At 66.1% G+C, this 12109-nt stretch carries 14 protein-coding genes; 8 read left to right on the top strand and 6 right to left on the bottom strand.

Annotated elements, in window-relative coordinates:
* The first annotated feature begins 25 nt into the window (after window positions 1–25).
* Genes GGC64_RS03705 through GGC64_RS03690 form a run of 4 tightly spaced genes read left to right on the top strand, consistent with a single transcriptional unit; the run spans window position 26 to window position 2697 of the window.
* The gene (locus tag GGC64_RS03705) at window positions 26–898 is read left to right on the top strand and encodes a TIGR03619 family F420-dependent LLM class oxidoreductase (RefSeq protein ID WP_192721090.1); all 873 of its coding nucleotides are present in this window, start codon (window positions 26–28) and stop codon (window positions 896–898) included.
* A gap of 14 nt (window positions 899–912) precedes the next feature.
* Window positions 913–1326 carry an ester cyclase gene (locus tag GGC64_RS03700; protein WP_192721089.1) on the top strand — a complete coding sequence of 138 codons (414 nt, stop codon included), beginning with the start codon at window positions 913–915 and terminating at the stop codon, window positions 1324–1326.
* A gap of 59 nt (window positions 1327–1385) precedes the next feature.
* Window positions 1386–1859, top strand: coding sequence for a histidine kinase (locus GGC64_RS03695; RefSeq protein ID WP_192721088.1), 474 nt, complete (start codon window positions 1386–1388; stop codon window positions 1857–1859).
* Between the two features lie 25 nt (window positions 1860–1884).
* The gene (locus GGC64_RS03690; RefSeq protein WP_192721087.1) at window positions 1885–2697 is read left to right on the top strand and encodes a DUF4097 family beta strand repeat-containing protein; all 813 of its coding nucleotides are present in this window, start codon (window positions 1885–1887) and stop codon (window positions 2695–2697) included.
* Here GGC64_RS03690 and GGC64_RS03685 read toward each other — a convergent pair.
* From GGC64_RS03685 to GGC64_RS03675, 3 genes are read right to left on the bottom strand one after another with little or no spacing between them, the layout of a single operon-like run.
* On the bottom strand, window positions 2670–3536 hold the full coding sequence (locus tag GGC64_RS03685; RefSeq protein ID WP_192721086.1) for a GNAT family N-acetyltransferase: 867 nt from the start codon (window positions 3534–3536) through the stop codon (window positions 2670–2672). The two genes, GGC64_RS03690 and GGC64_RS03685, sit on opposite strands and share 28 nt — an antisense overlap.
* Before the next feature lie 10 nt (window positions 3537–3546).
* Window positions 3547–3990: a nitroreductase family deazaflavin-dependent oxidoreductase gene (locus tag GGC64_RS03680; RefSeq protein ID WP_192721085.1), complete on the bottom strand. Its 444-nt coding sequence runs from the start codon at window positions 3988–3990 to the stop codon at window positions 3547–3549.
* 12 nt (window positions 3991–4002) lie between these two features.
* Window positions 4003–4845 carry an NAD(P)H-binding protein gene (locus GGC64_RS03675; protein ID WP_192721084.1) on the bottom strand — a complete coding sequence of 281 codons (843 nt, stop codon included), beginning with the start codon at window positions 4843–4845 and terminating at the stop codon, window positions 4003–4005.
* A gap of 93 nt (window positions 4846–4938) precedes the next feature.
* Between GGC64_RS03675 and sigI the strand changes: the two genes are divergently transcribed.
* A complete protein-coding gene (gene sigI / locus GGC64_RS03670; RefSeq protein WP_192721083.1) occupies window positions 4939–5787 on the top strand; it encodes an RNA polymerase sigma factor SigI in 849 nt (282 codons plus the stop codon).
* Here the strand turns inward: sigI and msrA are convergent.
* Entirely contained in the window at window positions 5774–6478 is a 705-nt protein-coding gene (gene msrA, locus GGC64_RS03665) for a peptide-methionine (S)-S-oxide reductase MsrA (RefSeq protein ID WP_192721082.1), read from the bottom strand. The genes sigI and msrA overlap by 14 nt on opposite strands.
* 113 nt (window positions 6479–6591) lie before the next feature.
* On the opposite strand from msrA, the gene msrB reads away from it, so the two are divergent.
* The gene (gene msrB / locus GGC64_RS03660) at window positions 6592–7080 is read left to right on the top strand and encodes a peptide-methionine (R)-S-oxide reductase MsrB (RefSeq protein WP_192721081.1); all 489 of its coding nucleotides are present in this window, start codon (window positions 6592–6594) and stop codon (window positions 7078–7080) included.
* 1 nt (window position 7081) lies between these two features.
* Here msrB and GGC64_RS03655 read toward each other — a convergent pair whose 3' ends face one another.
* Window positions 7082–8764 (bottom strand): cytochrome c biogenesis protein DipZ, encoded by a 1683-nt coding sequence (locus GGC64_RS03655; protein ID WP_192721080.1) that lies wholly within the window; start codon window positions 8762–8764, stop codon window positions 7082–7084.
* A gap of 65 nt (window positions 8765–8829) precedes the next feature.
* The gene (locus GGC64_RS03650; RefSeq protein ID WP_192721079.1) at window positions 8830–9501 is read right to left on the bottom strand and encodes a fasciclin domain-containing protein; all 672 of its coding nucleotides are present in this window, start codon (window positions 9499–9501) and stop codon (window positions 8830–8832) included.
* 207 nt (window positions 9502–9708) lie between these two features.
* Here GGC64_RS03650 and dxr point away from each other — a divergent pair, with 207 nt between their 5' ends.
* Complete coding sequence (dxr, locus tag GGC64_RS03645) at window positions 9709–10884, top strand: 1-deoxy-D-xylulose-5-phosphate reductoisomerase (protein ID WP_192721078.1); 1176 nt, start codon at window positions 9709–9711, stop codon at window positions 10882–10884.
* Window positions 10881–12107 (top strand): RIP metalloprotease, encoded by a 1227-nt coding sequence (locus GGC64_RS03640; protein ID WP_192721077.1) that lies wholly within the window; start codon window positions 10881–10883, stop codon window positions 12105–12107. The genes dxr and GGC64_RS03640 overlap by 4 nt, the downstream gene beginning before the upstream one ends.
* Window positions 12108–12109: the final 2 nt, after the last annotated feature.

The raw sequence follows: 12109 nt of genomic DNA, 5'->3' as shown, positions 1-12109 counted from the left end.
CCGAATTTCGAGATAAAGAAACAGGATGCAGTTTTGGAGCGGCACACCGTTCATGAAGACCACCGAGATCATCGCGGTGGCCCGGATGTTCGACGAGGCCGGCTTTGACGGGCTGATCTGTTCCGACCACCTGATCTATCCCCGCGAGCTGTCCTCGCCGTACCCGGACTCATCGACGGGAAGGCCAGGGTGGGCACCTGAAACCGCCTGGCCGGACTCGTGGGTGCTGACTGGCGCGATGGCCGCGGTGACGCATCGGCTGCGCTTTTCGAACGCGGTCTACGTGGCGCCCGCACGGCCGTTGATCGAGGTCGCCAAACAGGTCGCGACGGCCGCGGTGCTGTCGGAGGACAGGGTGTCACTGGGTGTAGGCGTCGGGTGGATGCGCGAGGAATACGACCTGCTGGGCCAGGACTTCGAAACCCGTGGCAAGCGGCTCAACGAAATGATCCCCGCGCTGCGGGCGCTGTGGCGCGGCGGCTGGGTGTCCTGGAGCGGTGAGTACTACCAGGTTCCCGAGCTGATGATCGAACCCCATCCCGAGGCGCCGGTGTCCATCCTGTGCGGCGGTGAATCCGAAGCCGCGCTGCGGCGCGCGGCCAGACTGTGCGACGGCTGGGTCGGCTACGCGTACGCATGGGACGACGCGGTCCATTACGCCGAGAGGCTGACGAAACTGCGCCGCGAATACGGCCGCGAGAACGAGCCGTTCGACATCCTGCTGGCGCTGCTCGAACCGCCGACGCCTGACCTGTACAAGCGGGCCGAGGATGTCGGCATCACCCAGGTGATGTCGGCGCCGTGGATGGGGGCGGAGTTGGCGCCCGGCGGCGTCGAGCGTTACCGCGCACCGATCGAGCGGTTCGCCGAAACGATCATCGCCAAGGTTCGTGGGTAAATATCGTTGGCCTCGTGCCTGATTCGAACGATGACGCGGTCCGGGAACTGGTGGAGTGCTTCTACGCGGCGCTGGACAGACGTGACTGGGACACCATCGAGGCGTTGGTCTCGCCTCGGTTGATCGCTGAGGTCGGTAGTTCGGAACCCCTCGGGTGGGCCGAGTGGCGGGCGAATCTGGAGGAGTTCATTCGGGGCTTTCCCGATGGTCAACACGAAATCGAGGAAGTCCTCGTCGACGGCTCGCACGGCATAACGCGCTGCCGGTTCACCGGCACCCATACCGGTGAATTCCGGGGCATCGCGCCGACCGGCACCAAAGTCTCGATCGCGGGCATTCACATCGACCGCTTCCAGGGGGACTCGCTGGTGGCACATCGCGGCCAACTCGATCTGCACGGGCTATTGGAGCAGCTCAAGGGGTCCTAGCTGGCTGCTGCGTCAAACTGACGGTTGCAATGACACCATAATGATGTCACCATGACACCATGGAATTGCAGCCGTATGTGGATTCGGTGCGCCACGAGTTGTCTGTGGCGGCAGCCGCCGGGGGACAGGACGCGCAGGCGCTTGCCGAGCGACTGACCGCACCCCTGGAATCGGCGATTCGGCTGGCCCTGCTCGAGGCGCTGTCGGAGGCGGCGCAACAGATCACCCGCGACCTCGCGCCCCGCTCGGTCGACGTGCGACTGCGGGGGCGCGATCCCGAGTTCAGTGTGTCGACCGGCATAGAGGACGGGCCGGACATGCCCGCCGTCGCGCCCGAGGCTGACGACGACGGCGGCACCTGGCGGGTGACGCTGCGGCTTCCCGAACACCTGCGTGCGCGGGTCGACGCTGCCGCGCGCGGCGACGGCCTCTCGGTGAACGCGTGGCTCGTCCGCGCGGTGTCGGCGGCGCTCGGGGGGTCCCGGCGTCCACGCGGCGATTCCGGCAAGCACTTCAGCGGCTGGGTCCGCTAGTCCACAACACCCAGGAGGAGAAACGATGCCCACTTTCGCTACGCCCCAACCGATCACCGCGACGGTCGAAATTTCCGCAGGCGCTGTGCAACTGGTCGCCAGTGACCGCGACGACACGGTTGTCGAGGTGCGGCCTCGCGATGAATCCCGCAGCCATGACGTCAAGGCGGCCGAACAGGTGTCGGTCGACTTCAGCAACGGTGCGCTGCGGGTGTCGAGTCAGCGCGGGTTCGCGTTCCCGCGCCGCGGAGCGGTCGTTGTCGACATCGCGCTGCCCGCCGGTTCGCGGGTCAACGCATCGTCGGCGTCGGCGTGCATCACCGCCGAGGGTCGATACGCCGACTGCAAGTTCGCGTCGGCGAGCGGGAATGTCGAGGTCGGCAGCGTACACGGAAACCTGAAGGCGGACAGCGCATCTGGAGGATTATCCGTTCGCGAGATCAACGGCTCGGCGGCCGTCTCGACGGCATCCGGTGATGTTGTGATCGGAGACCTGCATGCCGATATCAAATTCCGCGCCGCAAGCGGTTCGCTGACCGTCAAACGCCTACAGGGCAAGGTCGACGCGCAGACGGCTTCCGGTGACATCAATGTGGCAACGGCCGTCAACGGCGGTGTGTCCGTGCATACCGCCAGCGGTGAACTCCTCGTCGGTGTCGCCGAAGGTACGGCGGCCCAACTGGATTTGACGACGGGATCGGGCGAAGTGCGCAATTCGCTGGCGTCGACCGACGGTCCGGCCGATGGTGATCAGACGCTAGTCGTGCACGCGCGGACCCGCTCCGGCGACGTCGTCATTCAGCGCGCGCTTCAGGACGGCCCGGTTACCACCAGCTGATGCCCGTTCGACAGCCGGACAACGAATTCCCGCATGCTCCAAGGCTGTTCGACGGGAGGCGAGGCTATGCATGCTCCTGCGGTAACGGCGCGGGCATACGACGCATCGAACTCGATGCCAACATCGACGCTTACGGTGATGGGCGCACTCGACGACGCCGCCACCAGCCGTATGACAGGGCCGACGCTCCACGGACCGAATACCACGCCGACCATCGTCGGTGGATCGCCCACGTGGTAGCGCGTCCTGGCGCCGAGCACACACCGCAGTAGCTCGAGCTCGGCGGTGACATCGTGCACCGGAAGCGTGACCTCGACACCGAGCACGGCGGTGGGCTCCGGTGCACGCGACCGACCCAGGACGATCGACTCGTGCGCATCCTCGCGATGCGGGTACCGTTGCGCCAGTCTGCCGTGTTCGGTCAGGCCCAGCCTGCGGGCAGTGGCCAGCGATCGGACGTTCGTGGTGTCGACCCAGGCCTCGACGCGGGCAAGTCCCAGCGGGCCGAATGCATACTCGATGACCGCCGTCGCCGCCTCGGTCATCAGCCCGCGACCCCACGCTCGCCTGCACAACATCCAACTCAGACCGGGCACTGCTACGTCGCCGAGCAGCCCGACCACGCCGACGGGAGTGGTTGCCTCCCGCACGGTCCACGCCTGGGCGCCGTCGCCCAGGACGTAGCGCGCCAAGTGTTCGCGGGTTTCAGCGACGTCGACGCATAGCGGTGCGTCCCACCAACGCATTACGTCCGGATCGCTGTAGGCCACGTGCAGCGCCTCGGCGTCGCGGTCTGGATCCAACGGAGTCAACGACAGCCGGGCGGTCGTCAGCTCCACCCAGACGAGGCTAGTCGCCGGGGTCGAACCGGAACACCGCGAGTTGGCCCGCCAAGCCCGCGAACTCCTCAGGGGCGCCGTCGCGCACCAGGCCCGCGCGTTTGGCGAAGCCGACACCGACCGGCACCTTGACGGCGAACGCTCGCAGCACGGGCCGCGACTGCGCCGGATCCAGTTCGACGATCTTTACGCGCCGCGACTTGCGTCCACGCGACAGCGTCCCCGCGCCTGCGGCGCGCGCGTTGGACGCCCAGTCGGCCCCCGGATAACCGGCGACGACATAGAGGCCGCCGTCATGCTCGAACGGCGTCATCGGCGTGCTGCGCGGCTTTCCGCTTTTCCGGCCCGGCACTGTCAATACCATCGCCGGGCCGGTAGGGATGCCGAGCTTCTGCACGGCCATCATGAACTTGTTCATCGGTTTGAGATAGCGCGGCGGGCGAAGGTCGGACATGGCTTGTCTCCCTTACTGTTTGATGAACAGGTCTTGATGGGCGGATACCGCGTCGGCGAATGTCTGGGCGGGCCTGCCGAGGATCTTCTCCACCTCGTGCGTGACCAACGCCGGCTTTTCGACGGTCGCCTCCAGAAACGCGATATAGGCGTCGGCGAATTCGGCCGAGAAACCGAGTCCGATGAAGCGCTGACGAACAAGGTCCGCGGGGACTTCCTGATAGCGCAGCGGTCGGGAAATCACCGATCCGATGATCTCGACCATTTCGATGTTGGTGAAAGCCTGCGGTCCGGTCATCGGAATCTTGCGGCCGACGAGTTCATCGGTGAGCAGGGCCTTGGCCGCCACGGCGGAGATGTCGCGGTCGACGATCGGTGCTGTCGATGCCGTCGCATACGGTCCGTTGACCACGTCGCCCGTCTGAATCTGCGGCGCCCACATGCCAAAGAAGTTGGTGATGAACACCGTTGGACGAAGGCTGACCCACTCCAAGCCCGAGTCGACGGCGAGTTGCTCGACTTCCTTGTTGCGGTCGCCGCGAAACCGTGAGGGCTGACGCGCGAAGTCGTCGTCGGCGTTGATCGCCGACAACGCCACGAGTCGGCTGACACCTTCGAAGCGCGCCTGGCGGACGACCGCCTCCAACTCGTCGCCCAACGCGCGCGAGTTCAGGAATACCGCCGAGGCGCCGGCCAGTCCCTCTGCTGCGGTGCGCACCACCTTGACGCCATCGGGAAAGCGGGCGGCATCGGGTTGTCGGGTGACGGCGCGCACCTCCACGCCGGCTGTTGCGAGTTCGTTGACGAGAGGGCGGCCGACGTTGCCGGTTGCGCCGGTGACGAGAATTGCGTTCATGGAGTCAAGGACGACGTCGCGTCGAGAAAAGTTACACAGGCGTCCGTGCACAGGCGGCTGTAACTTTTCGCGCCGACGTTTCGTCTTAGTCTCATGAGTTCTGCACCCGAGGTGGACGCGGCGTGGCGCAGCCACCGTCCGTACCTGGTGAACCTCGCCTACCAGATGCTCGGCGACGTCGGCGAGGCCGAGGACGTCGCACAGGAGGCGTTTCTTCGGCTGTCACGCGCGTCGCAAGTCGACGACGTCCGTGCCTGGCTGACAGTGGTCGCCGGCCGGCTGTGCCTGGACCAGATGCGGTCCGCGCGCGCCCGCCACGAACAACCCGATGAGTCAGGGGCGCTCGACACCGCCGTGTCGCGGGACGCCGATCCGGCCGACCGGGTCACGCTCGACGACGAGGTGCGCTCCGCGCTGCTGGAGGTATTGCGGCGGCTGAGCCCCGGCGAGCGGGTGGCCTTCGTGCTGCACGACGTCTTTCAGATGCCGTTCGAAGAGGTCGCCGAGACGGTGGGCAGGCCGGTCGGCACCTGTCGTCAGCTTGCCAGACGTGCGAGAGCGAAATTCGCAGATTCGGCGGGCTCACGGCCTCGGCCCGCCGATGTGACAGATGTCGAGCACCGGATCGTCACCGAGAAGTTCATCACCGCGTGCGCGAACGGCGACTTACAAGCCTTGACCGCGGTACTGGATCCCGCGGTGTGGGGGATGGCTGCCTTTGTCAGCGGTGCGCCCCCGCAGATCAACCACGGGCGGGATTCGGTGGCGCCCAACCTTCTTCACTTCCTCGGCCATGGTGCGACGCTCGTTGCCGGGCCAGCCGGCGAGGTGCTTGGCTTCACCGACCGCAGGCTCGCCGTGGTGCTGGTGCTGACGGTCCGCGGTGACCGGATCATCAAGATCGAGGCGACCGTCGATCCATCCGCAGCTATTGGTGGGTGACCGCGTGCACCAGCACAGGTTGGTCGCGGTACAGCTGCGGAAACTGTTGCCGCAGCGCGTCTAGCTTCGGCATGTCGTTGATCGCGATGTACGCCGCGGTCGGGTGCGAGTTGAGGTAATCCTGGTGGTAATCCTCGGCGGTGAAGAAACCGGAGTCCGGTTTGGTCTGGGTGACGACGGGGTTATCGAAGACCTTCGCCTGGTTGAGTTGAGCGATGTAGGCGTCGGCAACCCGCTGTTGCATGTCGTTCTGGGGAAAGATCGCCGAGCGATACTGTTCGCCGACGTCGGGCCCTTGCCGGTTCAGTTCCGTCGGATCATGGACAACGGCGAAGAACACGTGCAGCAGCTGGCCGAACGTCACCTGGCTGGGGTCGTAGGTTATGCGAACGGACTCGGCGTGCCCGGTGGAACCATTGCTGACCGTCTCGTACTGGGCCGTCGACGCGTCGCCACCGGCGTAGCCGGAGACCGCCGCCGATACGCCCTTCACGTGTTGAAATACGCCCTGAACACCCCAGAAGCAGCCGCCTGCCAGCACCGCGGTCTCGCTCGCCCCCTGGCTACCCACAGGCTCGTCGAGCACAGGACTCGGAACCGTTGTCGAGGCGCTTGCCGGGAACAGCGCGAAACCCAGTGCCACGAGCACGGCGAGCGCGGCGATTCCGGCCGTCTTGGCGGTCAACCTCATCGGTTCAGGCTAGCGACTCTAGTTGCGCAAGCGATCGGATCATTCCTTACCGAACTGTGACACTGCTTCTAGGACAACGGTTATGGCCGCCACTGTGGGCATAGATTCCACTGATGAGCCTGAAGCGACGGCAATTCCTGGTCGGCGCGGCGTCGGCCACCCTCGTTGCGACCGCGGCGTGCGCGCGGGCGGCGTCGGCTAGTCCGCCGGTCGATTTCGAGGTGACTCATACCGACGCCGAGTGGAAGCAGCTGTTGACCACCGAGCAGTACAACGTGTTGCGCAGGGCAGGCACCGAGATGCCGTACAGCAGCCCGCTCAACGATGAGCACAGGCATGGGGTGTTCGGTTGTGCGGGCTGCGCGCTCGAACTGTTCTCCTCTGACACCAAGTTCGACAGCGGCACCGGGTGGCCGAGTTTCTGGCGGCCGCTCGGCAATGCAGTATTGGAGCGCCAGGACGACAGCATCGGCATGGGACGCACCGAGGTGCTCTGCCGGCGCTGCGGTGGTCACCTCGGCCACGTGTTCGACGACGGTCCGCAACCGACCGGGCTGCGCTACTGCATGAACGGCGTCGCGATGAACTTCCGTGCCCTCTGACCTACCCGAAGGTGAATGAAAACGCTTGCAGCCCTTGGCTCAGCTGCACCTCGAGCGTGTTGCGGTCGACGTCGTCGTCGGCGGCGATCTGGCGCAGGGTAGGCGGACCACTGACCGGGATCTGCTTGGACTCGCCGTCGCGGGTGACAGTCACCGTGCCCGTCCCGCCGACCACCAGGTAGACATCGCGCGCGCGGTAGTTCAGTTCGATGGCCGAGTTCGGACCGCTGGCCGTCGCGCCCTGGTAGTCCAGCTTCCAATCGCCTCTGTAGGCGAACGTGTCGTCGGGCAGGAGCGTTGGATAGTCGTAGGTCGTTGTGCCCTCGTCATAGCCACCGGCCCCGCCGTAGTTCACCACCTTGCCGACGCCCAGATAGGTCTCCCGCGTCAAGTCCGATGGGGGAGTCGTGTCGGACGCATCGGTGGGAGCCGGCAGTGTGATGCCGGGGTGCGCTTCGGAAAGGAGTTGGCGGATAAGGGTTTCCGTCTGCGCGTAGTCGCCCTCGCCGAACTTGATGTGGCGCACGGCTCCATTGGCGTCGATCAGATACTTGGCGGGCCAATATCGATTGCGGTAATTGCTCCACGTCGAGTAGTTGGAATCGAGCGCCACAGGATAGGTGATGCCCAGATCCCTGGCGCCGCTGGCCACGTTGGCGGGTACGCGCTCGAATGCGTACTCCGGTGTGTGCACACCGATCACCTCCAGGCCGGCGTCCTTATAGGCCCGATACCAGTCGACGATGTGGGGGATGGCGCGCTGGCAGTTAATGCACGAGTACGCCCAGAAATCGACGATAACCACCTTGCCCCGCAGCGATTTCAGATCGACGGCGGCTTCGTTCGGCGTGTTCAGCCAGCCGGTGATCCCGGTGAGATCCGGGGCGGGCCCGCAGTTTTCCAGCTCGGGCGCGCCGTTGGTGCAGTTGGACAGCTCCTTGTTCTGGTCGTTGACAAGGCCGCCCAGATTCAGCTTTTCGCGCACTTGCTCGTCGCCGCCGACGGTTTCCTGAAGTTTGGCGGTGTAGTCGGGAATGGCGCGTTGTAGCGCGGCGGGCAGGTTGAACACCAGCGCCACGGCGAGCAGGATCGTGACAATGCCTGCGGCGATGCGGATTTCGCGCTGACGTCGGCGAAACGCCGCCACGCGTTCTGAGACACGGCGACCTGCCAAGGCGAAGAACAACAACGGCAGCGCGGCGCCGACCGCGAACGACAGTGTCAGCGCCACCGTCGGCAGACCGATGGTGCCCGTCGCGCCAGCGATGACGATGGCAGCCAGCACGGGACCCGCACACGGCACGTACAGCACGCCAAGCGCCAGACCGAGCCCGAAACCGCTACTGCCGGAACCGAATTGCTTCTGCGGCAGCCGTGAGAACGGCTTCTCCAGCAGCGCTTCGACTCTCGGGAAGATCAGGCCGACTCCGATCGCTGCCAATGCCACCAACGCGACCCAGCGGATCGCGTCCTGCGGCAGGTGCAGCAGCGACAGCAGCGCCGAGCCGGCAAGCGTGACGATTGAAAAGCTCAGCACCAGGCCGCCGATCACGCGGTATGGCCGCGCTTTCGGCTCGCCGGCCTGGGCGCCCGAGAAGAAGATGACCGGCAGTACCGGCAGGATGCACGGCGAGATTCCGGTGATCAACCCACCGAGAAAGCCGATGAGCACGAGGGTGAACATGTCCGCTCTTTTTCATGACCGAGCTGGGCCTGCTCGCGCGAGGCCCAGCTCGGGGAGTGGGTGACCTAGGCGGCCGGGGGCATCAGGACGGTGTCGATGAGATACACGGTCGCGTTGGCCGTGCGGACGCCGCCGCACACCACGCTTGCATTGTCGACCTTCAGGTTGTTGCCCATGCCGGTCACGTCGACCTGACCGCCCTGCACGGTCTTGTGCATGCCGACGACCTGCGCGGGGCTCGCCTGTCCGGGCACCACGTGATAGGTCAGGATGCTGCTGAGCAGATTCGAGTCGGTCTTCAGCTTCTCGATGGTGGCCGGGTCGATCTTCGCGAACGCCGCGTCGGTCGGTGCGAACACCGTGAACTCGCTGCCGTTGAGGGTGTCGACGAGGTTCACGTTGGGGTTGAGCTTGCCCGACAACGCCGCGGTCAGCGTGGTCAGCAGCGGGTTGTTGGACGCCGCCACCGCCACCGGATCCTGCGCCATGCCCGTCACCGAGCCGGGGCCGGTGGGGTTCTGCGCGGCGTAATCGGCGCAACCCGGTCCGACCAGGCCTGCGCCGGGATCCATCGGCTGATCCATAGGCTTTGGCGCCGGACTGCTGGCCGCCATCGTCGAGCTGGTGACGGACGCCGGAGCGGCGGTGGACGGGTCGCTCGAACACGCCGAGAGGCCGAGAACCGCGACGGCGGTCAGGCCTGCCACCGAGATTGCTTGACGGTGAGTAATTTTCATGACGTTGTGACTCCCTTGTCGTGACGGGCGTGGTGCCCGCCTTTGTGCTGACAAGGGGGATTCGGCGTGAGACGCCTCACGGATGGAAGCGGACCGCTGACGTCACATTTGCGTCACACTTCTCTTTCTCCCAATCGCGAACGTGGGTTACCCGCACGCCTCAGCGGCTTTTTGCGTGCGGGTAACCCACGTTCGCGGGGGTTGTGGATGCGGGACAATGGGTCGGTGAGCAGAACGCGCGTGCTGATACTCGGCAGCACCGGCTCGATCGGAACGCAGGCGCTGGAGGTCATCGCCGCCAACCCCGACCGGTTCGAGGTCGTCGGGCTGGCGGCCGGCGGCGGCAACCCCGCTCTGCTGGCCCAGCAGCGCGCCCAGACCGGTGTGACGTCGATCGCCGTTGCCGACGACGCAGCGGCCGCCGAGGTCGGTGACGTCACCTACGCAGGTCCCGATGCCGCCACCCAGCTCGTCGAGAGCACCGAGGCCGACGTGGTACTCAACGCCCTGGTGGGCGCTCTGGGTCTCAAGCCGACGCTGGCGGCGCTGGCGACCGGCGCCCGCCTGGCGCTGGCGAACAAGGAGTCACTGGTCGCGGGTGGCCCGCTGGTGCTCAAGGCCGCCAAGCCGGGCCAGATCGTGCCCGTCGACTCCGAACACTCCGCGATGGCCCAATGCCTGCGCGGCGGCACCCCCGACGAGGTCGCCAAGATCGTGCTGACCGCATCGGGTGGACCGTTCCGCGGCTGGCCGGCCGAGCGACTGGAGGACGTCACGCCCGAACAGGCCGGCGCGCATCCCACCTGGTCGATGGGGCCGATGAACACGCTGAACTCGGCGTCGCTGGTCAACAAGGGACTGGAGCTGATCGAAACCCACCTGCTGTTCGGCATTCCGTACGACCGCATCGACGTCGTCGTGCACCCCCAGTCGATCGTGCACTCGATGGTGACCTTCACCGACGGGTCGACCCTGGCGCAGGCCAGCCCGCCGGACATGAAGCTGCCCATCGCGCTCGCGCTGGGCTGGCCGTCGCGCGTCGCCGGGGCGGCGCTGGCCTGCGACTTCTCCACCGCCTCGACGTGGGACTTCGAGCCGCTCGATGCCGCGGTTTTCCCCGCCGTCGAGCTGGCCAAAGAAGCGGGCACGAAGGGCGGCTGCCTGACCGCGGTCTACAACGCCGCCAACGAAGAGGCCGCCGAGGCCTTCCTCGACGGCCGGATCAGATTCCCGGCGATCGTGCGAACGATTGCCGAGGTCCTGCGCGCTGCCGACCAGTGGGCCGCCGAACCCGCTACCGTGGAAGACGTACTCGATGCGCAGCACTGGGCCCGCGACCGGGCAAAGGGCGCAGTTTCCCGGGAGGTCGTCACCACCAAATGATGTGGATCATCGGCGTAGCGCTGTTCGCGCTGTTCATCTTGGTGTCGGTGGCGCTGCACGAATGCGGGCACATGTGGGCGGCCCGCGCGACCGGGATGAAGGTGCGCCGCTACTTCGTCGGCTTCGGCCCGACGCTGTGGTCGACGCGGCGGCCCAACAAGCTCGGCTACACCGAGTACGGCGTCAAGGCGGTCCCGCTCGGCGGCTTCTGCGATATCGCGGGCATGACCGCTATCGACGAGATCGCGCCCGAGGACCAGCCCTACGCGATGTACAAGCAGAAGACCTGGAAGCGGGTGCTGGTGCTGTTCGCGGGCCCCGCGATGAACTTCGTCATCGGGCTGGTGCTGATCTACGGCATGGCCCTGGTGTGGGGACTGCCCAACCTGCATCCCCAGCCCGCCGCCCATGTCGCCGAAACTTCTTGTGTCGCACCGCAACTGAGCAAAGACCAGATGGGCCATTGCGAGGGGATCGGTCCGGCGGCAGCGGCGGGCATCAAGGCCGGCGACATCATCGTCAAGGTCGGCGACAAGGACGTGAGCAACCCCGACGAGATGGTCGCTGCGGTGCGCGAGCTCACCGGTCCGACGCAGTTCGTCGTAGAACGCGACGGCACCAAGATCACCACGATGGTCGACGTCACCCGCACCCAGCGGTGGACCTCGAAGGACGCCCAGGCTCCGTCCACTGTGGGAGCGGTAGGCGTCTCCGCCGCCGAGTTCGGCCCCGTGAAGTACGAGCACTTCAACCCAGTGACGGCGATACCGGGCACCGTCGCGTTCACCGGTGACCTCGCCGTCCAACTGGGCAAGTCGCTGGTGAAGATCCCCACCAAGATCGGCGCATTGGTGCACTCCATCGGCGGTGGCGAGCGCGACCCCGAGACGCCGATCAGCGTCGTCGGCGCGTCGATCATCGGCGGCGACGCGTTCGAGCACGGCTACTTCATGGCGTTCTGGTTCTTCCTGGCGCAGCTGAACTTCGTGCTCGGCGCCATCAACCTGGTCCCGCTGCTGCCGTTCGACGGCGGCCACATCGCGATTGCCGTGTTCGAGAAGATCCGCAATATGATTCGCAAGGCGCGCCGCATCGACGCTGCACCGCCGGTGAATTACCTCAAGCTCATGCCTGCCACCTACGTCATCCTCGTCGTGGTGATCGGCTACATGGCGCTCACGGTGACCGCTGACTTCGTCAACCCGATCAGACCGTTCCAGTAGGA

This window comes from Mycobacterium sp. OAS707, assembly GCF_014873705.1.
GTDB lineage: Bacteria > Actinomycetota > Actinomycetes > Mycobacteriales > Mycobacteriaceae > Mycobacterium.
This window is presented reverse-complemented; position numbering and strand designations above follow the sequence as displayed.